The 24,228-nt window shown below is 50.1% G+C and carries 22 protein-coding genes and 1 pseudogene; all 23 read right to left on the bottom strand.

Features of this window, described 5'->3' with window-relative positions:
• A pseudogene (locus tag C1I60_RS25360) lies at nt 1-762 on the bottom strand (anthranilate synthase component I family protein); the annotation flags it as partial.
• A 133-nt stretch (nt 763-895) separates the two neighbouring features.
• Nucleotides 896-1,834, bottom strand: coding sequence for a cysteine synthase A (gene cysK, locus C1I60_RS07155; protein WP_137061113.1), 939 nt, complete (start codon nt 1,832-1,834; stop codon nt 896-898).
• A 216-nt stretch (nt 1,835-2,050) separates the two neighbouring features.
• A complete protein-coding gene (locus C1I60_RS07150) occupies nt 2,051-2,995 on the bottom strand; it encodes a peptidyl-prolyl cis-trans isomerase (RefSeq protein ID WP_137061112.1) in 945 nt (314 codons plus the stop codon).
• Between the two features lie 20 nt (nt 2,996-3,015).
• Nucleotides 3,016-3,900 carry an Hsp33 family molecular chaperone HslO gene (hslO, locus tag C1I60_RS07145; protein WP_137061111.1) on the bottom strand — a complete coding sequence of 295 codons (885 nt, stop codon included), beginning with the start codon at nt 3,898-3,900 and terminating at the stop codon, nt 3,016-3,018.
• A gap of 225 nt (nt 3,901-4,125) precedes the next feature.
• Nucleotides 4,126-4,893, bottom strand: a complete 768-nt coding sequence (locus C1I60_RS07140; protein ID WP_137061110.1) for a type III pantothenate kinase — start codon at nt 4,891-4,893, stop codon at nt 4,126-4,128.
• A 6-nt stretch (nt 4,894-4,899) separates the two neighbouring features.
• A complete protein-coding gene (nadC, locus tag C1I60_RS07135; RefSeq protein ID WP_137061109.1) occupies nt 4,900-5,790 on the bottom strand; it encodes a carboxylating nicotinate-nucleotide diphosphorylase in 891 nt (296 codons plus the stop codon).
• Nucleotides 5,780-7,393: an L-aspartate oxidase gene (gene nadB, locus C1I60_RS07130; protein WP_137061108.1), complete on the bottom strand. Its 1,614-nt coding sequence runs from the start codon at nt 7,391-7,393 to the stop codon at nt 5,780-5,782. Before nadB ends, nadC begins: the two co-directional genes overlap by 11 nt.
• A gap of 279 nt (nt 7,394-7,672) precedes the next feature.
• Nucleotides 7,673-9,712, bottom strand: coding sequence for an ATP-dependent zinc metalloprotease FtsH (gene ftsH / locus C1I60_RS07125; RefSeq protein ID WP_137061107.1), 2,040 nt, complete (start codon nt 9,710-9,712; stop codon nt 7,673-7,675).
• 97 nt (nt 9,713-9,809) lie between these two features.
• A complete protein-coding gene (gene hpt, locus C1I60_RS07120) occupies nt 9,810-10,349 on the bottom strand; it encodes a hypoxanthine phosphoribosyltransferase (RefSeq protein ID WP_137061106.1) in 540 nt (179 codons plus the stop codon).
• A 47-nt stretch (nt 10,350-10,396) separates the two neighbouring features.
• The gene (gene tilS / locus C1I60_RS07115; RefSeq protein WP_137061105.1) at nt 10,397-11,845 is read right to left on the bottom strand and encodes a tRNA lysidine(34) synthetase TilS; all 1,449 of its coding nucleotides are present in this window, start codon (nt 11,843-11,845) and stop codon (nt 10,397-10,399) included.
• Nucleotides 11,846-11,910: 65 nt separating this feature from the next.
• On the bottom strand, nt 11,911-12,852 hold the full coding sequence (locus tag C1I60_RS07110; protein ID WP_137061136.1) for a protein kinase domain-containing protein: 942 nt from the start codon (nt 12,850-12,852) through the stop codon (nt 11,911-11,913).
• Nucleotides 12,836-13,585, bottom strand: coding sequence for a vWA domain-containing protein (locus C1I60_RS07105; RefSeq protein ID WP_134911730.1), 750 nt, complete (start codon nt 13,583-13,585; stop codon nt 12,836-12,838). Before C1I60_RS07105 ends, C1I60_RS07110 begins: the two co-directional genes overlap by 17 nt.
• 125 nt (nt 13,586-13,710) lie before the next feature.
• Nucleotides 13,711-16,218 carry a stage II sporulation protein E gene (spoIIE, locus tag C1I60_RS07100; RefSeq protein ID WP_137061104.1) on the bottom strand — a complete coding sequence of 836 codons (2,508 nt, stop codon included), beginning with the start codon at nt 16,216-16,218 and terminating at the stop codon, nt 13,711-13,713.
• Nucleotides 16,219-16,731: 513 nt separating this feature from the next.
• A complete protein-coding gene (locus C1I60_RS07095; RefSeq protein WP_014279051.1) occupies nt 16,732-17,256 on the bottom strand; it encodes a S1 domain-containing RNA-binding protein in 525 nt (174 codons plus the stop codon).
• A gap of 123 nt (nt 17,257-17,379) precedes the next feature.
• Nucleotides 17,380-17,709, bottom strand: coding sequence for an FtsB family cell division protein (locus C1I60_RS07090; protein WP_044646042.1), 330 nt, complete (start codon nt 17,707-17,709; stop codon nt 17,380-17,382).
• A 4-nt stretch (nt 17,710-17,713) separates the two neighbouring features.
• Complete coding sequence (gene yabQ, locus C1I60_RS07085; protein ID WP_137061103.1) at nt 17,714-18,292, bottom strand: spore cortex biosynthesis protein YabQ; 579 nt, start codon at nt 18,290-18,292, stop codon at nt 17,714-17,716.
• Nucleotides 18,289-18,573, bottom strand: a complete 285-nt coding sequence (gene yabP, locus C1I60_RS07080; RefSeq protein WP_137061102.1) for a sporulation protein YabP — start codon at nt 18,571-18,573, stop codon at nt 18,289-18,291. Before yabP ends, yabQ begins: the two co-directional genes overlap by 4 nt.
• Nucleotides 18,574-18,721: 148 nt before the next feature.
• Nucleotides 18,722-19,000 carry an RNA-binding S4 domain-containing protein gene (locus C1I60_RS07075; RefSeq protein ID WP_014599342.1) on the bottom strand — a complete coding sequence of 93 codons (279 nt, stop codon included), beginning with the start codon at nt 18,998-19,000 and terminating at the stop codon, nt 18,722-18,724.
• Nucleotides 19,000-19,272, bottom strand: a complete 273-nt coding sequence (locus C1I60_RS07070) for an HU family DNA-binding protein (protein ID WP_007428028.1) — start codon at nt 19,270-19,272, stop codon at nt 19,000-19,002. The genes C1I60_RS07075 and C1I60_RS07070 overlap by 1 nt, the downstream gene beginning before the upstream one ends.
• A gap of 302 nt (nt 19,273-19,574) precedes the next feature.
• Nucleotides 19,575-21,074 (bottom strand): bifunctional methyltransferase/pyrophosphohydrolase YabN, encoded by a 1,500-nt coding sequence (gene yabN, locus C1I60_RS07065; protein WP_137061135.1) that lies wholly within the window; start codon nt 21,072-21,074, stop codon nt 19,575-19,577.
• 169 nt (nt 21,075-21,243) lie between these two features.
• Complete coding sequence (locus tag C1I60_RS07060; protein WP_137061101.1) at nt 21,244-23,049, bottom strand: polysaccharide biosynthesis protein; 1,806 nt, start codon at nt 23,047-23,049, stop codon at nt 21,244-21,246.
• Between the two features lie 139 nt (nt 23,050-23,188).
• Nucleotides 23,189-23,731 carry a stage V sporulation protein T gene (spoVT, locus tag C1I60_RS07055; protein ID WP_137061100.1) on the bottom strand — a complete coding sequence of 181 codons (543 nt, stop codon included), beginning with the start codon at nt 23,729-23,731 and terminating at the stop codon, nt 23,189-23,191.
• 167 nt (nt 23,732-23,898) lie between these two features.
• A partial coding sequence (locus C1I60_RS25355; RefSeq protein ID WP_434784377.1) for a peptidylprolyl isomerase occupies nt 23,899-24,228 on the bottom strand: 330 nt, incomplete at its 5' end.

The raw sequence follows: 24,228 nt of genomic DNA, 5'->3' as shown, positions 1-24,228 counted from the left end.
TTCTGCTTCATGATGAGCAACGAGCAGCTCTTCTTCGGCAAGCCTTGCGCAACGGCGAATATAAGCAGGGTCAGATGCTCCGGCTTGTATGATGCTTTCCCACTGGGTCAGCATACGTTCTGTACGCTGGACAGCTTCTGTGTAATATTGGGAAAGCACGGCTTTCTGCTGATCCAAAGCGACTTCATCGATAATGGCGGTATCACTACTGTCGGCATCCAGGTGAACAGGTGCGGGCGTATGAACAGTGCAATAAATACGGCCTTCCTCATGGTCATAGATCCATAGCTCGTTCACTTGCATCCATACATAGTCCGGTATGCCTGTATCGTCTGCTGCCTGTATCGGTAGACGCTCCAGTGAGCGAGCTACATCGTAGCCGAGATAACCGGCAAAGCCCCCAGTGAAAAAAGGGATGCCCGGTACGCGCGGCGCACGGTAGGGAGCGATCCAGTCCTTCATGACGGTCAGGGGCTGACCGTGTATGAGATCACGCTTGCCGCTTTTTAGATCGGTCCAGACTGCCTGTTCCCCTTTACCTTCCAATATAGCAACCGGATTTAAGCCCAAATAGGTGTATCTCCCGCCTTTAGCGCTCTCCAGTACAAAGGCATAGGGTGACGAATCCTCCCATGCCCTCTGCCATGATAACGGTAAACCGTCAGCAGGTAATTGACACTCAGCAATATATGGGAGTATACTCCATCCTTCCTTCAGCCAGGCCTGCCACTGTGCCTCCGTTACTCTAGCTGTTGATTTCATGCGTGTGTGCTTCCCCTTCCCCTACTTTGCGCAAAGTCTATAAGCTATTTTTAAAAAGAATCCCCCACCCCCCTGAGAACAGGGAAATGAGGGACTCCTTACATATAATATAGTATACACAATTACGACGTAATTACAGCTCGAAATTATACAGTGGCGTACTCAGGTAACGTTCACCATTACTTGGAATGATGACAACAATACGCTTGCCTTTGCCTAATTCTTTAGCCAGCTTCAAAGCCGCATGAACTGCCGCACCGGAGGAAATCCCCGACAAGATGCCCTCTTCCTTGGCTACTGTACGCGCCACTTCAAAAGCTTCATCGTTTTCTACATGAATAATTTCATCATAGATGTCACGGTTCAAAATTTCAGGAATGAAGTTGGCACCAATTCCCTGAATTTTGTGGGGTCCTGGCTTGCCACCAGCCAAGATTGGAGAAGCAGCGGGCTCTACAGCTACGATTTTGATTTCAGGGAATTCTTTCTTAAGGACTTCCCCTGCACCAGAAATAGTACCACCTGTACCAATCCCGGCTACAAAACCGTCCAGGCTACCACCGATGGAGCGGATCGCTTCAACGATCTCAGGGCCTGTCGTTTCACGGTGAATCTTGATGTTGGCTTTGTTCTTGAACTGCTCCGCAGCAAAATACTCCGGATTCTCACTCAGCAGCTCTTCCATTTTCTTAACAGAGCCGTTCATACCCTCCGATCCAGGTGTCAGCACAAGCTCTGCTCCGTAAGCGCGTAGCAGGTTGCGACGCTCCAAGCTCATTGTTTCTGGCATAACGATTACTGCCTTGTAGCCCTTTGCAGCTGCAACCATAGCCAAGCCGATTCCTGTATTACCGCTGGTAGCTTCAATAATCGTACCACCTGGTTTGAGCAGTCCTTCACGCTCAGCCTCTTCCACCATACTAATCGCGATGCGGTCTTTTACACTGGACCCCGGGTTCTGGTATTCCAGTTTCAAATAAATTTCTGCGCTATCTTCCGGTACGATCCGGTTAAGACGGACGAGAGGGGTCTCCCCGATAAGTTCGGTAACGTTATTGACGACTTTAGCCATGATAAGTTCCTCCCTGACATTGAATGTTATATTATTTTTTGCAGAATCACATTGTTAATCAATCCTGATTTTAATTTCCGATAAAAAAGGTAGGTTTTCCATGATAATCATAACAACCTTCAAATCCATTGTCAATACGAGCCATAAAAAACACGATGCCTCCAGCTCTGATTTCCAGCATCGCGCTTCCTTCAAACCCAAAACCGCTCACTCTGTTTATAGAGAAATGGAGGGCATATCTTTTCCAGGCAAAATACGTACCCCGTATTTATCACGCAGACTTTTCTCTACCTCTTCCAGAGGGGCAGCTTGAGCGAGTGCGAGCGAGCGGCGAATTTGCTGTCGAATCTGTTGTTCGTTCGTGGGAGCTTCCAGGCGGATATCCTGTACAAAAATAACGGCATAACCCTCGTTAACAGCGATGGGACCAGCAACATCACCGGAACTTAGCTCTCTCGCTGCCTCCATAATCTCTTGCGGCTGAAAAGGATCATACTCATCCACCCATCCCACCTGTCCGCTTTTGTCTTTGCCGGAAAGATGACTGGAATGCTCTTGAAGCAGTGTATCGAAGCTCTCTCCCTGCTTGACCCGTTCCAGTAACACTTCAGCTTGCTCCGCCTGTGTCACGTATAAGGCTGCCAGCTTGATCTGCTTGCCGACTGCAAATTCCTCGGGATGTTGCTTCCAGTACTCGTCAATCTCAGCTTCCTGAACTTGAATACCCTGTGTGGCTATTTTCTCCAACCCAATCCGGTATTCCGCCTCATTCCGCAAATCATCCGGATTTAATCCGAACTGTTGCTGCATTTCATCAAAATAGGCGCGATCCGAGGCATACCCTTTACTATCCTGCTCCAGCACCTGCTGCAAATCCTCTTGAGTAACCTTGATACCGAGACGCCCAGCCTCAGCCTCCACAACTTTGCGGTTTAACATTTGCAATAGTGTAGTGGCTCCATAGCGTTTTTTCAGCTCTGCAATCCACTGTTCCTCCGATATGCCTTCCTGACCCATCTCCGCCACAGCATGGTCGCCGTCGTCCTTGGTTACATCACCCGGCTTTAACAGCCCGCGAAGCATGATAAAGCCACCCAAGGCGGCGACACTGACGGTCAGGATAATGACTGCCGTCCATAATCCTTTCTCCCGTGTACTCATCGCTCGCACCGCCCATCCGGTTAGGCTTTGGCTTGATCTAACAGATTTTGCAATTCGTCTTTATTAAATTGATAAGCCTCATTACAGAAGTGGCACACGACCTCCGCCTGTCCCTCTTCCTCAATCAGCTGCTCCAATTCGCTTTCTCCCAAGCTGATTAATGTTTTTTCCACACGCTCTCGCGAGCATTCACATTGAAAATGAATATCCATTTCGTCGAGAATCCGAACGTCAGGCAGCATCCAGCGCAGCATTTCATCAAGCTCCAAGCCCTGATCCAACAGAGCTGTAACTGGCGGAATAGAGCCGACTGCATTTTCGATGGCCGTAATCTCATCATCATTCAAGCCCGGAAGCAACTGAATAATAAATCCGCCCGCCACGATTACCGAATTATCGGTATCCACCAGCACGCCCAAGCCCACCGCCGAGGGTGTCTGCTCCGATTTGGCAAAATAGTAAGTAAAATCTTCACCCAGCTCGCCGGAAATAATCGGGGTACTGCCACGATACGGTTCCTTTAATCCCAGATCCTTGATGATATGAATAAAGCCCTCTGTCCCGACAGCACCTGCTACGTCCAGTTTGCCCATACTGTTGCTCGGCAAATGTACATGTGGCTCGGATACATAGCCCCGCACCTCACCTACAGCGTTGGCATCAACGACGATTTGTCCGATTGGACCGTCACCTTTAACTTGAATGGTCAGCCGCTCTTTACCTTTTAACATAGAGCCCATAATGGCACCCGCTGTAAGCGTTCGTCCCAAAGCAGCGGTGGCAGTAGGATACGTATCATGTCTTCTCCGCAGCTCCTCCACCAGTTCTGTTGTCCGAACCGCAAAGGCTCTGACCCTTCCATCCATAGCTGTACCACGAATAAGTCGATCCTGTTTCTTTTCCATATTGATTTCCTCCCCTATTCTCAGAGCAGCTATATGCTGTTATTTCCGTTAGTGTATGTTTTTTTCCGCATAACTAAAGCATGATTCCTGCTATATAAACAACCTGCATCGACAGATCACGCGAATCGTTCAAAAACGTAACATATTTCAGTATAGACGAAAAACGCCGCCAATCCAAACCGGTTTCATCTCCGGCTGGCCTCGGCGGCAGCTTATATCCATTTTTTATTCAGCGTTACGTTGGTAAATGATACGCAAGCCTTCCAGCGTCAACATTGGCGACACTTTCTGAATACTCCGTGTCTCCGATGCAATTAACTCGGCAAGACCTCCGGTAGCAATAACCGTAGGCTCTGCCTGCATTTCCTCCTTGATGCGCTCCACAATACCGTCCACTTGCCCTGCATAACCGAAAATGATCCCCGCCTGCATAGCATGAACCGTATTGCGGCCGATGACCTTCTTGGGTTTCTCCAGCTCAATGCGAGGCAGCTTGGAAGCCCGTTGATACAACGCCTCCGTCGATATCCCGATACCCGGCACAATGACCCCACCCAAGTAGTCTCCCTTGTCATCAATACAATCAAACGTCGTCGCTGTTCCAAAATCGACCACAACCAGAGGACCGCCATACCGCTCGACAGCAGCAACCGCGTTCACGATCCGGTCAGCCCCTACTTCACGCGGATTTTCATAACGCAGATTAAGACCGGTCTTGATTCCCGGTCCGACGATTAGGGGCGTTCTGCCTATGTATTTGTCGCACATTTCCTCCAACACATGAACCAGCGGTGGAACAACTGAGGAGATAATGACCCCTTCAATATCATCCTTAAATACACCGCCCATACTAAAAAGATTATGTATGAGCACGCCGTATTCATCTGCGGTTGCCTGTCTGGAGGTGCTAATCCGGTAATGATGCAGCAGCTCACGCCCCTGATACATCCCCAGCACAATATTGGTATTGCCCACATCCACTACAAGAATCAATCGGTGTCACCTATCTTTCTTTGCGTTAAGGTCAAGGCTGATATCCAGATTATGAAAAGAGTACGTCAGCCTGCCTACAGAAATCACATCTACGCCGCTCTCAGCCATCACTCGCACCGTATCCAGTGATACATTGCCTGAAGCTTCCGTTTTGACATGTGGAGCCTGTTCCCGAATAAAACAAACTGCTTCCTTCATATCCTGAACGGACATGTTATCCAGCATAATAATATCCGCTCCGGCATTCAGCGCTTCCTGAACCTGTTCCATGTTTTCCGTCTCTACTTCAATCGTCATCGTATGCGGAATATGAGTACGTGCCCGGGTCACTGCCTGCATGATCCCACCGGCACCCTTGATATGATTATCCTTTATCATAACGGCATCGTACAAGCCAAACCGATGATTGGAACCGCCACCCACACGAACAGCGTATTTTTCAAGCAGCCGATGCCCCGGTGTTGTTTTTCGTGTATCCACCAAGCGCGTCGAAAGTCCATGAAGCTGGTCCACAAAAGATTTGGTTCGCGTCGCAATACCGGACATCCGCTGAATCAGGTTTAGAGCCAAACGTTCTCCAGTCAGAATCGCATGGGTACTCCCTGTCACTTCTGCCAGAACGGCCCCTTGCTCGATCCATTGCCCATCGGTCACGAGTGGAGTAAAGGACAGTGTGGGGTCTACGACCCGAAATACGAGTTCTGCCACGGGCAAGCCCGCAGCAACACCGGATTCCTTGGCATGGATTACCGCTTTGGATTGATGATTCGGCTCGATGGTCCAGCGCGTGGTCACATCACCCGATCCTGTATCTTCTCGCAGCCAGCTGCGAATTTGTGCTGTCAGTTCTTCCTGATACCCGCTAAACTCACCGTAATGCTCGCTGTTAGATGTCATGAATGCACTCCTCCGTTATCCCTTGCTCACGTCGCTGCTGGACATGCTTGCGCCATACGCTATCGTATGCTGTAGGGAAATCGTCACGATAATGTGCTCCCCTGCTTTCCTCGCGCATCAGCGCCCCATCCGTGACCAGCAAGCCACAGGTGAGCAAATTGGCAAACTCAATCTCTTCCCGGCTGGTCAGGACAACGCTGAAAACGGACATCTGCCTCCGTAGCTGATCCAGTGCTGCTTGCAGCCCCTCCCCATTCCGACGCACTCCAGCATAGTGAACCATTGTTTCTTGCAGCTTGAGCTGCTGCTCTATGATAGACGAAGCCAGAGAGTCCACGCGGTTGTCATTATAGGATATCAGTGTATGACCGGTCAGCGGCGGTAAAGAATGTAACCGTTCGACAATCCTGCTGCCAAATACGACCGCCTCAGATAACGAATTACTCGCCAAACGATTAGCCCCGTGTACACCTGTGGAAGACACCTCACCACAAGCGAACAGGCGTGCAAGGGTGCTTTCTCCATGCAAATTGGTCTGAACGCCGCCCATCATATAATGTGCAGCGGGCGCTATAGGAATCCAGTCCGCCGTTATATCCAGTCCATAGGAAAGGCATGTCCGATAAATGGTTGGAAACCGTTGCTTGATCCGTTCAGAAGGCTCATGTGTAATATCCAGATATACAAACGCAGCCTGCGTACGTTCCATCTCATGAACGATGGCACGAGCTACAATATCCCTTGGTGCCAGTTCCTGTCGGGAATCATACTGCTCCATAAATCGCTCTCCCTGAATATTGCGCAGCACAGCCCCTTCACCCCGTACGGCTTCGGAAATCAGAAATCTTGGAGCACCCGGATGACATAACGCTGTCGGGTGAAACTGTATAAATTCCATATCCCGCACAGCTGCCCCGGCGCGATATGCCATAGCAACCCCGTCCCCGGTTGCGATATCCGGGTTGGTCGTATACCGAAATAATTGCCCCCCGCCCCCGGAGCATAAAACGGTTGCATTCGCAGTGACATATAATCGTTCGCCATTCGGCTTTTGCACCAGTGCGCCGATGCACTCGCCATGCTCAGTCAGCAGATCGATGACCATGTGCTCGTCCCACACCTCAATAGCGGGATGATCAGTGACCTTCTCTGACAATGCACGAACAATTTCATCGCCAGTGGCATCCCCATTTGCATGCAAGATGCGCCGATGGCTATGTGCGCCTTCCTGTGTCAGCGCAAGCTTGCCATTCTCCCGGTCAAAGGCCGTCCCCAAACGTATTAATTCCTGTACACCGCTTGGCCCCTCATGAACAAGTGCCCTGACCGCTTCCGGCTCACACAGACCTGCACCTGCAACCAGGGTATCTTGAATATGATATGCTGGTGCATCCTCATCCGAAGTGACAGCGGCGATACCGCCTTGTGCATACTTGGTGTTGCTTTCTAACAATGCCTTCTTGGTAATTAGCAACACCCGCCGATTCTCCGCAGCCTTAATGGCCGTATATAAGCCCGCAATGCCGGAGCCGATAATCATCACGTCGGCTTCGAATTTGGGTAATTCCGCTACATCAAAATCAATCAGATATCTTGGAATCATGGCTTCACCTGTTTCACAGAAGAATAGCGCACACCATAGATTGTACAGTATGCGCTCATGGTATATGTTCAAAAAGATTGAAAGCCCATTACAGCGGCTGACAGCTTGTATAAGCTAAGAACACGAACAGCCGTTTATTTAACAATAAATGTACACAACGTTCCTTCGTCTGTCAAATCGCCTCAGCTATTTCTCCAGTATTTAAAAAGCTCCGGAAAACCAATCGTTACTGGTTCCCCGGAGCTTTCATATACGCTTATTCAACTATCAACCCGATGGTTAGGTTGTTGTCGGTGGAGTGCCACCAGAGTTGCCCGAATTATTACCGTCCTCTGGCTTTTGCAGATTAGGAATATCATTCGGTTGATCCGTTGTATTCTTTGGCTCATCATCCTTGCCTTGAATACGTACTCGAACGTCTCCGATGTTGTCGATCACAGGCTCACCATTTTCCGGTGTACCTTCTCCCTCATTCGTGCTGCCGTCCAAAGAACCTGTCTCGATCAAACGTTTAATTTGCTCAAGTTCCAGAGTTTCTTCAACCAGCAAGGTTTGGGCGATCAAATGAACCTCTTTGGAATATTTGGTCAGGAGTTCTCTGGCACGCTCATAAGACTCGGTGATGAAACGGTTCATCTCCTGGTCAATCTGATAAGCGATCTGATCACTGTAGTTCTGCTCATGACCGATATCCCGTCCAAGGAATACCTGGCCTTGCGAAGTACCGAACTGCATTGGACCGAGCTTCTCACTCATACCGTATTCCACGATCATGCTGCGTGCGATGCTTGTTGCTTGTTGGAAGTCACTATAGGCACCTGTTCCGATTTCACCAATAAACAGTTCCTCGGATACGCGTCCACCCAGCAAACCAGTGATTTTGTCCAGTAATTCCTGCTTGGTTGTCAGCATGCGATCTTCCTTCGGAAGCATGATGACATATCCGCCTGCGCGTCCACGTGGAATAATCGTTACCTTGTGAACCATGTCGGCATTTTCCAGGAAGAAGCCAATAATCGTATGGCCTGCTTCGTGATAAGCTACAATCCGTTTCTCGCGGTCACTGATTACGCGGCTGCGTTTTTCTGTACCTACAATAACACGGTCGATCGCTTCATCCACTTCTCGCATCGAAATATCTTTGCGGTTACGACGAGCCGCGAGCAAGGCAGCTTCATTCAACAGGTTTTCCAGATCAGCGCCTGTAAAGCCTGTTGTACGCTTCGCAATAACATCCATTTTAACATCTTTAGTTAATGGCTTGTTGCGTGCATGTACAAACAATACAGCTTCGCGGCCTTTAACGTCTGGGCGATCAACTGTAATTTGACGGTCAAAACGTCCTGGACGAAGCAATGCCGGATCCAGAATATCTGGACGGTTCGTTGCGGCTACGATAATAATACCTTCGTTCGCTCCGAATCCATCCATCTCAACGAGCAATTGGTTGAGCGTCTGCTCACGTTCATCATGTCCGCCACCCAATCCGGCGCCACGTTGACGTCCGACAGCATCAATTTCATCAATGAAAATGATACATGGTGCGTTCTTTTTCGCGTTTTCGAACAAATCCCGTACACGGGAAGCGCCGACACCGACGAACATTTCTACGAAATCAGAACCCGAAATGCTGAAAAACGGTACTCCGGCTTCGCCTGCAACAGCTCTCGCCAAGAGTGTTTTACCAGTACCCGGAGGGCCTACTAACAGGACACCTTTTGGAATACGGGCGCCCACAGCTGCGAACTTACGCGGATCCTTCAAGAATTCTACGACTTCAACAAGCTCTTGCTTCTCTTCGTCGGCTCCTGCCACGTCTTCGAAGGTAACTTTCTTCTTTTCTTCGTTATAAAGACGGGCTTTGCTCTTGCCGAAGTTCATAACTTTGCCGCCACCGCCCTGTGCCTGATTAAACAGGAAGAAGAACAGCAGGAACATGATCACCAAAGGAACAATAGAAGTCAAGAATGTCAGCCAAATGCTTTCGCCTTCCATTTTCTTCTGTACGTATTCAAATCCGTTCGTTTCACTAGCATTAACCAGTTCGGTTAATGCAGAGTCCGTTGGCGGAACATATACAGAAAAATTGGTGGATTTGGCATTAGCCGGCTGCTTCTTATATGCACCGGTTACAAGATAGGCGTAACCGTCAAATTGGACCGTTACTTTAGAGATATTATTAGCTTTAACCTCTTGCCGTAATTGGTCATATCTAGGGAGATCGGAGGCTTCGTTACTGTTGCTGACAAATTGAACGATACCCACCACAACTAAAAAAAGAATCAAATAAAAACCAGAATTCCGGATGAACCGATTCATCCCCTACCTCCTCTCGAAACACTTAAGTTATTTTACCATAGCCTGTAAGCCCTTCTCAACAAAGGACGCTATTTAGTCCTAGGACTGGAGGCTGAGATTAGCTGGTGTAGATTTCCGGCTTCAAAATCCCTATGTATGGGAGGTTCCGGTAGTGCTCGGCATAATCCAGACCATAACCCACAACAAACGCATCCGGAAGAGTAAAACCGGTATAATCAGCTTCAAGATTAACCGTCCGGCGGGCAGGTTTGTCAAACAGGGTTACGACACATACCGAATTGGCATTACGATTCTTAAGCAATTCAATCAAATGAGTCAGTGTCAGACCGCTGTCGATAATATCTTCGACAATCAGAACGTCACGCCCTTCAACCGAAGCATCCAAATCCTTAATAATTTTCACAACGCCTGATGATTTGGTGGATACTCCATAACTGGATACAGCCATAAAATCAATCTCCAACGGTACTGTAATGGATTTAACCAAATCCGCCATAAAGATAAACGCACCTTTCAGCACACAAATTACTAACGGATTCTTACCTTCATACTTTGCGCTGAGCTGTGCTGCTAATTCCTTGATTTTACTTTGAAGCTCTTCTTCGCTGATCAATACTTCCTGAATATCATTTTGCAACGGTGTAAACCTCCTAAGTTTATACTATGAAAGCCGTTCCTGCGTAATTACCGATGCTCTGGACTCTCCTGTTTTTGCCATGACATGTATATAACCGAAGAGGTGTGCTTTCGCACCGCGGCATGTACAGAACGCCGCACGCCCGGAATCCAGAGAATAGTCCCGGAACGGTCGCAGACGACGGGAATAACGGGACGCAGCGAAGGAGGTATTTTTTCATCAATGAAAATATCTTTAACCTTTTTTCTTCCGTTTAATCCCATTACATACATGGTATCTCCAGGTAATCGCGAGCGTACTGTCAACGGCAGGACCAATTCATCTGCGTCGAAGCACGCTTCCTCCTCATTCGCCGGATTTTGTCCAGCCGAATAGGAAACTCTTCGCCACCGAAGTATCCCCCCCGCCTCAGGCAATTCAAGCTCACCGGAAATAGGCAATACGTCCAGTCCATAGCACCATTCGCCCATAACGCCTTGCGTACGGTCAAACAAAACCGCTTGGTCATATTCGCGGACTCCAGTTGCACCGCCACCCAAGTCCAGACTCCACGTGGATGGTCGTTCCTGGAGAAGCCTCAGTCGAACGGTCTCAATTTTACGAAAATCTAAATTATCACTGTCCGAAGGCAGATAATTTAATATTAGTTTAATCAACCTCCGTTGTAAAGCAACGGATAGCTTACGATAGGAAGCGATGGAAAACATATACCTGCTGTTATCTATGTGCACCAATTCCTCATATACCGCCAGCGTGGATGCCTCCATAAAATCATTTTCGTCAGCCATGGTTTCAGCCAGCCGATTTAGAGAAGGTGTCAGTTGCTCATTATATTGCCCCAAAAAAGGAAGCACATCCATACGAATGGAGTTGCGGCGGTATTTCGATGATAAATTACTGCTATCCGTTACATAGGAAAGGTCATGATACTTGCAGAACTCGATCAGGTCAGCCTTGTACATACGAAGCAACGGACGAATGAGTTGCACATTTTTTTCCTTGCGTGTCAGCCGCATACCTGCCAAACCCGTCGGGCCACTACCACGCAGCAAGTGCAGAAGAACAGTTTCAGCCTGATCATCCCCATGATGAGCCATCGCAATTTGCTGTGCCGCCCACTTTGCAGCCGTATCATGCAAAAAGGTGTAGCGCAGCTCGCGAGCCGCTTCCTGCGGACCCTTGCCGTTCTCCCTCATATAAGCTGGCACATCAACGCGAATCATTTCAAACGGAACCTCAAGTTTCCAGGCCATGTGGCGTACCTCTTCCGCCTCCGCATCCGATTCCTCCGGCCTGAAGCCATGATGGACGTGAGCACAGATCAACTGCAAAGGCATATGTACAACGGATATTTCATGTAAAATGTGCAAAAGGGCCACCGAATCCGGCCCGCCGGATACAGCAACCACAATGCGGTCTCCGGGGCTCCACAGCGAATGTTCCCGCGCGAGGGCGAGCACTTCCTGTACAACACCGGTCGGTTTTGTTGTTCCCATTCACGACCCTCTTTTCTGCCGACCGAAAAATGATGATCATCTGTTATCTTATGTAAGTCCTGCTGCTACCTTAGCGCAATCCAGAGCGCTCCGGCAAGCAGCAAAAGTGAGAGAGTGAAAGCATATCCCAGCCAGCGCGGAGTTCCTCTTTTCACGGACGATTGCCTGACATGCGCAGCAGCCAGACGCGACCAGGAGCGAGCCGCCACACGGGTATCGGGATATTCTCCACGCACTGCCCCCATCAGCCATTCGGCATAGGGTCGTAGTACACGACTACGACGTATGATGATGGTTAATTCCGCCGTATTACGCAGCTGTGGCAGCCTGTCCGCCGCTACTTTTAGCGATTCGCCCTCCAATATATGTATAGTTAGAAGGGCGAAGGCAAACAGATCATACTGGGAATCGGCATTTCGACTGCCCGCATTCCAGAATCCCCTGTCATACCATTCTGTAAATTGCTTGACGCTCCGTCCCGCAAGGGACACCCCGCCATAATCAATCAACTCGGCTTCTCCATAGGCATTGACCAAAATATTTTGAGGCTTCAAATCCCCAAATACCCATCCTGCCTGATGTAGATCAGCCAAACGATTAAGTATGCCCGTTCCAGCCACGCCATACCATTCCGCTCCCTTGAGCGCCACAAAACGGTGAAGCGGATCTCCCTTGACGTATCGCATGACATAAAAGGGTATTTCCCCACCGCTACGCAAGGATACATCGTCTACCTCGAACAAAAAGGATGGATGTCCGTTTTGCTGGAGAGCAGATTGGGTTCCCTGCGACTGCAATGTGGTCAGCGCGTTAATCTCCGATTGCAGATCAAGCGTGTTCTTCCCCATTTTCAGAGCAAATTGTCGATCAGCCTGTGCCTCTTTTACCAAATATACAGTTCCGTTCGCCCCACGGCCCAGCAGACGCTGAATGACATAGCTGCTCCGCTTCCACTTGCCCTTGATGACCGTTCCGGGTGCAAGAACGGGATCAGACGACGTAGTCACCGAGCATCCCTTCTCCTTTGCCATAGGATTCTTCCATATCTTTCTGTTCCCCTAGTGTAACATATCGGTAATAATCAATCACTTGTAAAATGGCTGGACCCGTTGGCGTCGCCCCCTTCATCCGCAAACGGCCGAATATCGACTTAACCTGGCTAAGTTCAGAGGTCCAGCCCATATCCATTACCGCATCTTCACCCATCCGTCCCCCAGGAAAATGAAAGACAGAAATACGGCTAGGCCCGCTTCTGGACTGTAAACTGAGCAGCAAATCCCGAATACTATCTTCTACAGCAGGCAGCTTGGGCTTCATGCTCGCACTGGCATCAATAAGCAAAGCAATCTCCAAAGCACTGGTTTCTGTCAGTTCATCCATCACCTCAACCACCTGGGCCCGTTTGGCCGGCGGCAGTTCACCGATATGTCGGGCGCCCCCCTCACCCAAAATATGCGTTAACTCTCTATTAACCGCCTGCTGAATCGTTTGAACCACTGTTTTACGGGTCATCATCTGCATGGTCTGTGCCAACTGCTTCGTGCCTACGATTTGGCTGAAACCTCCCCCCGCTTTAGCGATTTCCTGAATCTCTGTACTTCCAAGCTCGCCAATCGTCCCGTAATCTATGACACCTGCTACATTCACCGTAATGCCTTCCTGTAAAGCCTGAGCCGCCGCCATGACCGGGCTGACACCCACATTAGAGCATCCATCTGTAATGATCAAAATTTGCTTCATAGCTTTTTGACCTCCGCTTCCTCGTAATCTATCCTGATAGATTCTATCTTTGCCGAATCTGGAACGATTCAAACGAAGAGCGCGAATTTTTAAAAAGGATGTGGAATTTCCCGGGCAATGTCTATTCAGCTAACCGTACGCGGGCGCTCCATCCAGCTCATACCCGGTACATGAAGCGTGGCCCATTCCGGGCGGAAATGATCTATTTTGCTAACAACTACTGTCATGTCATCATAGATTTGATTTTGCTGGTAACGAATAACTCTTTCCAATAGACAGTCGGCCAACTGCTGCGGGTCATCGCTTTCAATTTCCTGAATCATGCGCTTCATCCATATTTCCTTGTTTACCGCATATCCCGGCGAGTCGTATATACCATCTGTGATCATGATCAAAATATCACCCGGCTGTAATTGAAGCGACACCAGATCAATTTCAATATCCTGTATAATGCCAATCGGCAAATTACTGGCAGATACGGGAATGACCTCCTCCCCTCTTTTAATAAAGCTCGGCGTTGACCCGATCTTCATGAATGTCGTCCGGGCCGTATACTGGTCAATCAGCGCCATATCGACCGTAGCATACATTTCCTCGGGTGATCTCAGCATCAGAACAGAGTTGACCGACTTGATCGCCAGCTTCTCATCCATGCCGGATTGCAGTAATTCCTCCAAAATTTGAAGTGCCGCGCTGCTCTCTTGCTGCGCCCGCTCTCCGTTACCCATACCATCGCTCAAAGAGACCGCAAAGGTCCCGTTCCCCAGCTCCATCATGCTGTAGCTGTCCCCTGAGAAAAAATCCCCTCCTTTGGCAGCGCTTGCTACTCCTGTGGCAATTTCATAGGTTTTGGCTGAGCCAAACATGACCGTAGCCAATCCCTGGCGGCGATCTGCCGCCGTTTCGCGCATTACAGCAATATGCTCGTCCAATATGTCCGACAGCAGTGGAGCAATGATTTTCCGACATTCGTCAAATCCCCTTGTATAAGCATGGACAATCTCAATTTCGACTTGGCCCGCATCCAGATTAATAATCTCAATAGATTGTATGGATAAGCCCAGCCGATCAAGCGCCTCTCGTATTTGCTCCTCCTGCCGATGCATGGTTTGCCCTTCCCGCTGAATTTCCCGCGCCAAATCCTCCATAATCTGTGATACGCCGGATAGCTGGTCAGCAACAAGCTGACGACTGTCGTATACTTGGCGTTTCCACTGCATATTATGCTGGTAGAGGCTGTATTGCTGCTTCATCACTTGCAACACCGCGCCCGTCTTGGCGCATGCCTTGCTCCACTGCGGCGGCATCTGCTCTGGCTCCAAATCCGGATTCTCCTCAATCGCGCTCATCATTTCCGTCATATACTGATGGGTCTGCATAAACTTGCCGTCCCAGCACTGCTCGCACTTGAAACAGGAGGCACACGTCCCCTCTGCCACAGCGTTCATAAAATGCTCAATTTCACCATCCGATCTCGCACTCTCACTCGCAGATATCTGGTGAAAGCTACGGGATAGCTGACTGAATACGCGGGAAAATTTCGTCACCCGCTCGGCAGTGAGATCACGGACCCTTTTGGCATACTCATGCTGGGATTTGGCGTGGTCCTGCGTACCAGGAACATAGGTGGAAACCGCTTTAAAGAAGCTTTTTGGGGTCATTAAGAATAATAGAATCGCCGCGCAGCTCTCCCAGGTTGATGTCAGCACGTCCCCGGTCCCGTCCAAATAGATCGTCAGAATGGAGGAACCTAGCAACATCCCGAGCGCCACTGCACCTTTTCGCCCTTCACGCAGCATCCCTGCCAGCAAACCGGCAAAAGCGAGCAAGCTCATCTGCACAATCGCAGACATATTGGCCAAGCTTAAAATTAAACCGGTAATCACACCAACCGAAGCACCCAGCGAAGCGCCCCCCACCAAGGCGAATACTAATACCAAATAGCGAGATAGCACATGATCGACAGACAGCGAGTGAATCGTCCACCCTACCGCTCCCGTCATCACAGAGGCCAGTAAAATAATCAGACACAAGATTTCCTCGTTTTTGAGTTGGCTTGTCTTTTTGCGATACGTAAACAATGGAATGGCCTGCGTAAAAACGAGTGTCAGCATAAAGCTGAGCACCGCATCCGTTCCCACAATGACAAGGTCATACCATGTGAAGGACGGGGCCATCACCGCGTAAAATAAATTGACCATAAACACAGACAGGAAAACCATAAGCGGAGCATAAGATAATTCCAGCCGATCAAAGGTTCGTAGCCCACGATACAGGAGATAGAATACAAGCAGCTCGCCGCCAATCATGAACAACGATGGATAAGGGGCAAACAGACTGCCCAATACGACCGATACAGCTACAGGCAGCATCAGATCTCGCCGCAGGAACATGATGACTGCAAAATAAGCGAGAGCAAAAGGGGATAGCTCGTCCAAAATGGTGGCGCGTCCCAGTAGAAATCCCATAGCAGACAATAACAGCATCCATCTTTGCGCCGTTACCCACTGCACTGCTTTATGTGAATCCAGCCGCTTCTTGAGTCTGGAAGACCAACCTTCCGTACGTTCTTTAGATTTGGACTTTCTGGATTTCAACCCTGGAAAATGTACCACGTTCCATTTCTCCATCATGCGTCAGGCACCCCATTCATCAATTTGATGTTCCCATCTTAAACCGGAACGATTGAGAAAGTTTGTCAGAAACTCACGTCTTATTCCAAGAAATTTCCGACAAAAAAACGTTCTCCGCGAAAGCACAGAGCATCTGCTCCAATGCCAAGCTACGTCCGCTTGGAAGCGTATGGTAATTAAGAGCACCATCTCCTTACAAGACCTCTTCCTGTCGCCCACACCTTCGCTTAGACTAGCGATTAGCCCAGAAGATAGACGGAAAACCGTTGGAGTTTGTCGGACGATTATGTCCACACGACAAAAAAAACGTCCACTTTTCAGCTTGATGGCTCTGCTTTTTGCTCAACAATTCTTGAATATCATAAAATGCATGGAAGATTACGGCCGGATGGATCTCCCTCGCTCCCATAGCCTTTACATATTTCAGCTATTGTCGGCAGAACGCAAAAAAACCGTAGCAGTCTTTCGACTGTACGGTTTTCCGTGTATGGTTGATACGGTTGTCAAAGTGAATTAAACACGCTTCGCGCCGCGTCCTCCGCGTTTACCTTCGGTGTTCTTTTTCAGCGACGAAATGCGTTCCTCACTATCTTTCAGGAAGCGTGACATTTTATCCTCAAATGAAGGTTTACCCGGTGCAGGCTTGAACGAACGACCTCCACGATCGCGGTTGAAACCACCGCCACCACCACCGCGTCCTTGACTTGGACCTGAACCTCCACCGCCGAAACGGTCGCCTCCACCTGGTCCTCCTGTGCGCTCCGGTCTTGGAGCTCTTGGCGGACGGGCTTCACTTGCCGGCTTGTCAATCGTTTGCTTAATGGAAAGTCCGATTTTGCCGTCTTTGTCAACATTAATGACTTTCACCGTCACGACATCATTAATCTTCAGGTGATCGTTAACATCCTTAACGTAGTTATCGGCGATTTCCGAGATGTGAACGAGACCCGTGACACCTCCAGACAAATCCACAAATGCTCCAAAATGCGTGATGCCTGTCACTTTGCCCTCTAACTTGGTGCCCACTTCAATTGCCATAGAATAAAATGATCCTCCCTTAAAATATACAACCGATTTTTTTGCAAAAAAATCCCGCTGTGGTGATTTGATTATACAAAATGGCGGAACCAAGGTCAACTAAGCAATGACCCGATGATGCGCCTATTTCTGCTCCCCGATGATCGGCGTCTCTTCCGGTTTGTAAAGACCGTACTTACTTCTGGCAATTTCTCCGATATACTCGGGATCCTTGAGACGATTCACTTCAGTTTGGAGCTGTTGTTCCGTTTGTGTAGCAGCTTGCTTCTGTTTTTCCTTCTGGGTGAGCTGTTCACTTCGATCAGCCATAATCATACCTTGAGAAAAAAAGGTAAAAATAGCCCAACTACCAAAGGCGGCAAGCGATAGCAACCAAATCATGATTCGCCTGCGCCCGCCCGCGTTGGACTTGGACGTAGGAGATGAATGGCGATCTACAGACGAATTACGCATGATACTACCTCCTTCCAAACCATCTTTTTGCCGTGTTTTTCAGTCTGATGCCGAGCTTTACAAGCAATTCTGGAGTCCTCCAGCGCGCTTTAAGCGGACCGATCAGCCAAACGAAGGGCTTCCAAACCGGTATCAGGATATATATCAGCATCCTTCCCAGGAACACAATAAGTGCCCATGTCCATCCGACCAGCTTGCGTACCAGCCGATACAGCGCCAACACCGGAAGAACAATCAGGATGCGCAGTATGCTGTTCACGATCAACGTCAGTCTGCGGACTATCTTTAATAACATTACCACAAAACGTTGGGTTGTAACACTAAAGGCCCAAAAATAGAGCCAAACCCCCAAAAGTAGTCCTAAAAAGACATAAAACCGCAGCTCCCCGCGATTACTCGCGTACAGCACACGGAAAATAAACAGGGCCGAGGCCACCCAATACAGCACGTCCAACGTATGAATGCTCCAACGGGCAAAATGAAAGCGGATGGACAGCACCCGGTAGCTGTCGAACACCACTCCCATAGCTATGCCCGACAGCAGCATCCACGTCAGCGTCAGCCATTGTGTGTGAGGATTCATTTGAAGAGCTTGCCGAATAGGCTTTTTCCGTTTTTGGCCGGGGCCCCGGGCTCCAGGTAGATGAGGGAAGTAATCAGACCTTCAATAGACAGCAGCCCCTCTTCCAGACTGAGGTTTTTGATATGTAAATGCTGTCCGCGAATGGTGAGATGGCCCAGATCGGTCTGAAGCAGAAACTCTTCACTATCGAAGCTCTCCACATTGCTGACGCCTGAAATGTCGAGCTGCTTTCGGCTTTGCATGCGCAGGTCATGGTTCTTGGGCTTCCCTTGTTCAATCATGGCATGTACCCCTCCTTCTGTTCTTAGCTTATGAAGGGGACAACAGGATTTAGAACTGCACGAAAGAAACTGCATAAGAAAAAGCACCCCTTCATGAGAATATGAAGGGATGCTTTAATGTACAGCATATTAGAAAGTTAGATTCCAGTTACCAGTTCAAACCATTGTCTCTGGCAATGGGCTCTTCCTTCACTAAAGTGTACATACTTGCAGCCTCGTCCTTGCGTGTAGTGTCGGCGAGCCGTTCCACTCGCACAGTCACCAGCTTCTGGCCAAACTGGACGGTGATTTCATCGCCCACTTTGACCGCACTGCTCGGCTTGGCTTCGCGTCCATTCACCACGACTCTCCCTTGTTCGGAGACGTCCTTGGCTACCGTACGCCGCTTAATCAGCCGCGAGACTTTCAAGAATTTATCAAGACGCATTAGTTGACGGCTTCTTTAAGCTTATTACCGGCTTTAAAAGCAGGAACGGTCGATTCTGGAATTTCAATCGTGTTGCCGGTTTGTGGATTGCGGCCTGTACGGCTGGAACGCTTGCGCGTTTCAAAAGTACCAAAGCCGATCAGTTGCACTTTGTCGCCACTAGCGAGTGCATCTGTAATTTCACCAAGTACGCCATTCAATACAGCTTCAACGTCACGTTTGCTCAAACCGCTTTTGCTGGAAATATTGTTGATCAGATCTGTCTTGTTCATAAGTTAAAAGCCTCCCAAATTCAAAAAATAATCATCACGCTGGCATGTCCATAAAATGGGACAGACGTGAGGTCAAACTGCGGCTGAAGCCGCTCTGAACACAACTGGTGTACGGTTGCCCGTAGACTACAGTTATTTTCAGAATTACTACAAGTTATTCTGGCTTGGCCTTAAAAATCCTGCAATGGCAGTCGTTTTTTAATTCGACCCCAGTTAAGCCAACATCCTACTACAAAAGCCTCCCCGTTGGCAAGTCTCCTCAAACGGATACGCTTCACACGGGCATTTGCTCCCTTTACGGCCTAAGACCCGCCAAGAATTTTTTTCGCTTCCTGCCAGTATATCTCCATCTCGTCCACACTACTGTCCTCGGGACTTCGTCCCTGCTCACGTAATCTTTTCTCAATGTACTGGAATCGGTCGACAAATTTGCGGTTGGTGGCAGACAACGCCTCTTCTGGATCAACTCCCATAAAACGTGCCGCGTTCACAGCAACAAATAGCACGTCGCCCAACTCCAGCAACTGCGCCTCCACGGAATGTCCCTCGCGGACCGCTTCCTTCAGCTCAGCCACTTCTTCGTCCAATTTATCGAATACACCTTCAATGTTCTCCCAGTTAAAGCCTACTTTTGCCGCCTTTTTCTGGAGCTTGTACGACTTCATGAGAGCAGGCAAATCACGCGGGACACCATCCAGTACGGAAGGTTGGGCTGACGCTGTCCCTTTCATCCGTTTTTCCTCGGCTTTCATCTGTTCCCAGTTTTGCAGCGCCTCTTCCGCATCCTTCGCCTGATTGTCTCCAAACACATGCGGATGGCGGAAAATGAGCTTCTCATTCAGCCCTTGAATCACATCATACACATTGAAGGTTCCAACTTCTTCTTCCATCTGGGCATGCAGCAAAATTTGCAGCAGTAGATCGCCCAGCTCTTCCTTCATGTGATCAGGGTCGTCCTCATCTATCGTTTCGATGACTTCATAGGTTTCCTCGATCAGATTTTTGCGGATCGACTGATGCGTCTGTTCGCGGTCCCATGGACAACCTTCCGGACTGCGTAAAATATCAACAATCTCATGCAGACGGTCAAAGGAGCGCCGTTTCAGCGCATCATCCTCACTGCGCGGTATGTACACCAGAGACAGGTTTCCGTAGCCCTCCACCCGATCCAGCTCGTACAGTGGCACTTTATGCACCACTTCCTCGCCCTCCACGCCAAGCGCATGACCTACATAGACCTCATAGTCATCAGGATAGCGCTCCATTAAACACAGCTTCACATCCGAAGCAGTAAACGTGTCATATACCTGTCCGATCAGCGTGTGCAACTGAGGCTGAAGCCAGTTCGTATCCAGCGTACCTGCGTCCAACAACTGGAAACCTTCAATCGGGTCAAAGCCAAGACGCACAAAAGCTTCATCCAGAAAACTTTCGCCGCCAAGGATGTTCAGTTGAATATCATGCACAGGACAGCGCTCTTTGAGCAATTGCACCGCCGCCTCCGCAACCATCGGGTGACCCGGAACCGCATAGACGATTTCACTTCCATCCACAGCTTTAACGGCCGCTGCTATCAACTGACTGGTAATTTCCTCGTATACCTCTGGAAAAGATTCCTTGGTCTCATACACGGTGTCAAACGACTCGAAGGCCACTTCAAATTCATCCAGCACTTGAACTGCCGGGTGCTCCTTCGTCCGCAGATACAGCGCCGAAGCGCCCCGCATTCTATTCAATATCCCTATCGTAAGCTGATCCGGGTCTCCCGAGCCTAGTCCTACGACTGTTAGTATTGCGCTCATGTTCAATCCTCCGTTCCGCAGAAACATGGCACACACTCCGTAAATGTACGGTGCGTTGCCTGCTTCCGCTTCCTTTGCTTTGGCACTACTATACCACAAAGTATATACAGGCTCATAAAATGGCTGCGACTGTCCCCACCGCGCAACCGCAAGCGGCATAGCCACAAGGCTACGCCAGCACGCGCAGTCTGCGCAGCACGGCTGCCAGCGGGCGTCCGAGCTTGGGCACCGCCGCAAGCTCCGCCTCCGTGATCAGCCTCAAGCGTGCGAGGCCGACCACGAACACCACGGCGCCTGCGGCTACGCCCAGCAGGCTTTCCGCCGCCGCCGTGGCACGGCCTCCGGCGGCCCACCCCAAGGCACCCAGCGCCGCGCTGGTGCCCCACATCGCCGCCGCAGCTGCGCAAGCCAAGGCGACAAGCAGTGCCGCCGGCTTGAGCACGCTGGCGGACCAGCTCCAGCGCAGCCCCGCCAGGCGGGCGAGCAGCGCGATGTTGATCGCCGCCGCCAGCAGATAGGCTGCGGCTCCCGCGATGGCTGCGCCAGCCGTGCCCAGCTGCGGCACGAGCAGCCAGTTCAGCAGCGCTTTGGCTGCGGCTGCTGCGAGCATCGCCACGGCTGGGGCGCGAACTGCCCCCAGCCCTTGCAGCAGCGCGGCCGAGATGATGCTGAGCGTGCCGCCTACGGCAGTCAGCGCCATCCAGCGCATGACTCCGCTACCGGTGTCATCCGCGTACAGCATCACATTGACGGGCACCGCCAGCACAATTAAGCCTGTGGCGGCGGCTAGTCCCAGCAGCCAGAACCAGCGCAGCGATTGCTCACACTGGCGGCGCGCCAGCTCCGTGCCGCCCGTTACCCTGGCTTCCGCCAGCGACGGAATGAATAATGCCGACAGCGTAGTGGCAAACATCATCACCAGCTGTACAAGGGGCAGACCTCGGTTATAGACACCGAAGGCCACCATAACCCCTGTATCATCCAAACCCTCCTGCTTTAACAAGCGAGGCACGGTAAACGTGTCCACCAAACTAATCAGCGGAACCGCCAGCGCTCCCAGGCAAACAGGCAGGGCATAACGAAGCAATGCCTTTAGCAAAGCAACGTAGCTCTCCGTCCGGTGGGCATCTCCAGCCCGCTCCTTCGCTGTCCCCGCTGCACTCTCTAGCATACCTGATAGGACAGCACGACTGTCACTCGCCAAATCGTCCGTCGTTCTCTTTATGACGCCAGAACGTTCAGACGCAGTCCCCTGTATGCCCATCTGTTCTGTCTTCCCAGCGGTCTGCAAAGCCTGCTCATAGGACCTCTCTTGCCTTTTGAGCTTCTTCCTCTGGTTGCGCCAAAATAGCAACATGACGACCAGACCCCCTGCCCCGCCAGCCGCAGAACCAAAAACAGCCCCGGCAGCGATCATATCGGGTCCGGCTCCTTGCGACAGCATAAGCAGCAGCAGCATGATCATCACACCCACACGTACCGTCTGCTCCGTCACTTGGGAGACGGCGGTCGGGATCATATTTTGCAAACCCTGAAAATATCCCCTTAGCCCTGCCATAACCGGCACGAACAAAAAGGCAAAGGACGCCGCCCTCACCGAGGGAATGACATGAGCATTGTCGATCCACTGTCCGATCAGTGGTGCGCACGTATACATCAGCACGCCCAGAATCACACCAAACATGCCCAATACAAGCGAGGACAACAGGGCTACTCGTTGCCCTGCCGCCCGGTTTCCCACCGCCTCATACTCAGCTACAAATTTGGATATCGCTGCCGGAAATCCAGCAGCGGCAATAGTAATCAACAGCGTATAAAAAGGATAAACCGTATTATAAATACCGAAAACACCGTCACCGCCGATATTTTGCAGCGGAATTTTTTGCAATGTGCCGATCAGCTTGCTTGCAACCGCCGCCAGTGTCAAAATGACAGCACCCCGCAGCAGCCGCGAAGCGGCGCGATTTTCCTGCATCGTCCGTTCCACTCCTACCTGAAATATGCATCTTTCACGAGTCCTATTATACCGCCTCTTTGTCAGGAAAGAAAAAAAGCCCCGCAAGACGACTAAAGGCTTTCGCCATTCAGTACGTCCTACAGGGCGGAACGGGGGATTACTGTTCCATTTGTTTGCCGAGAAAACCAGCGGCTGTTTCAGCCATTTTGATCTCCATTTCGGCCATTTTCACGTTTTCGTCCTTGTTCAGTAGCACAACGGAACCAATAGGATCACCACCCGAAACAATGGGAGCGGCCACAAAGGACGAGAGTGTTTCTTCGTGGTCTCGGGTCAGCTCATAGGAGCCGCTGGCTGTTTCCAGTACCGTTTTGCGGTTCTCCATACTACCTTCGATAATGCTGCCGATCGGCTTGTCCAGAAACTCTTTTTTGGAGCCTCCAGCCACCGTAATAATGGTGTCCCGGTCGGTAATCATCGTAATATGGCCTGTGCTTTCAAACAGGGACTCAGCGTATTCTTTGGCGAAATCACCAAGTTCACCGATAGGCGAATACTTTTTCAAAATGACTTCTCCGTCACGATCCACAAAAATTTCAAGCGGATCTCCTTCACGAATTCTCAAGGTGCGGCGAATTTCCTTAGGAATAACTACCCGCCCCAGATCATCAATACGGCGAACTATACCAGTAGCTTTCATTTCACATGTTGCCCCACTTTCTCAAGAAGAATTTAGTAAACTACTGACGGTATCGAAAGACGCTTCCGCTCCCCCGGAAGCGGTCACGAAGAACGTCACGGTCATGGTGTTTATGGTGATATCTGACCATAGTATTCATCTGTTCCCAATTCCTTATGCATGTTCAGTTATTTACCTTCGGTTGTAGCTCCGTCCTTGGCTGTTCCTGCTTTGGTACCAGTGGTGCCACCTGTAGTGCCTTCAGGCGTAGCAGTGCTGCCAGCGCCCGGTGTGGTGCCGCTTTTCTCTTGCGTAGCAGGTGCCTTCGGCAGGTTGAATTTCAAATTAAGTTTGGCCAAATCTTTTTCGGTAAAGTTTTGAATACTTTCACCAGCCAGCTTGTTTTTCAAAGCAGCCTTCTCGTTGTCCTTCAATTTATCAAACGTAGGCTCATTGCGGGATTCCACCTTGATAATGTGATATCCGTATTCTGTTTCTACCGGATCTCCGATTTTATT

The organism is Paenibacillus terrae (assembly GCF_005217525.1).
In the GTDB taxonomy this organism is placed as follows: Bacteria; Bacillota; Bacilli; order Paenibacillales; family Paenibacillaceae; genus Paenibacillus; species Paenibacillus terrae_C.
The sequence above is the reverse complement of the archived record's forward strand: the minus strand, read 5'-3'. Positions and strand labels throughout refer to the sequence as shown.

Coding starts and splice junctions, on each gene's coding strand:
- cysK (WP_137061113.1), bottom strand. CDS start 1,834: ATGGCTAAAGTCGTCAATAACGTTACCGAACTTATCGGGGAGACCCCT.
- C1I60_RS07150 (WP_137061112.1), bottom strand. CDS start 2,995: ATGAGTACACGGGAGAAAGGATTATGGACGGCAGTCATTATCCTGACC.
- hslO (WP_137061111.1), bottom strand. CDS start 3,900: ATGGAAAAGAAACAGGATCGACTTATTCGTGGTACAGCTATGGATGGA.
- nadC (WP_137061109.1), bottom strand. CDS start 5,790: ATGACATCTAACAGCGAGCATTACGGTGAGTTTAGCGGGTATCAGGAA.
- nadB (WP_137061108.1), bottom strand. CDS start 7,393: ATGATTCCAAGATATCTGATTGATTTTGATGTAGCGGAATTACCCAAA.
- ftsH (WP_137061107.1), bottom strand. CDS start 9,712: ATGAATCGGTTCATCCGGAATTCTGGTTTTTATTTGATTCTTTTTTTA.
- tilS (WP_137061105.1), bottom strand. CDS start 11,845: ATGGGAACAACAAAACCGACCGGTGTTGTACAGGAAGTGCTCGCCCTC.
- C1I60_RS07105 (WP_134911730.1), bottom strand. CDS start 13,585: ATGAAGCAAATTTTGATCATTACAGATGGATGCTCTAATGTGGGTGTC.
- spoIIE (WP_137061104.1), bottom strand. CDS start 16,218: ATGATGGAGAAATGGAACGTGGTACATTTTCCAGGGTTGAAATCCAGA.
- C1I60_RS07095 (WP_014279051.1), bottom strand. CDS start 17,256: ATGGCAATTGAAGTGGGCACCAAGTTAGAGGGCAAAGTGACAGGCATC.
- C1I60_RS07090 (WP_044646042.1), bottom strand. CDS start 17,709: ATGCGTAATTCGTCTGTAGATCGCCATTCATCTCCTACGTCCAAGTCC.
- yabQ (WP_137061103.1), bottom strand. CDS start 18,292: ATGAATCCTCACACACAATGGCTGACGCTGACGTGGATGCTGCTGTCG.
- yabP (WP_137061102.1), bottom strand. CDS start 18,573: ATGATTGAACAAGGGAAGCCCAAGAACCATGACCTGCGCATGCAAAGC.
- C1I60_RS07075 (WP_014599342.1), bottom strand. CDS start 19,000: ATGCGTCTTGATAAATTCTTGAAAGTCTCGCGGCTGATTAAGCGGCGT.
- C1I60_RS07070 (WP_007428028.1), bottom strand. CDS start 19,272: ATGAACAAGACAGATCTGATCAACAATATTTCCAGCAAAAGCGGTTTG.
- yabN (WP_137061135.1), bottom strand. CDS start 21,074: ATGAGCGCAATACTAACAGTCGTAGGACTAGGCTCGGGAGACCCGGAT.
- C1I60_RS07060 (WP_137061101.1), bottom strand. CDS start 23,049: ATGCAGGAAAATCGCGCCGCTTCGCGGCTGCTGCGGGGTGCTGTCATT.
- spoVT (WP_137061100.1), bottom strand. CDS start 23,731: ATGAAAGCTACTGGTATAGTTCGCCGTATTGATGATCTGGGGCGGGTA.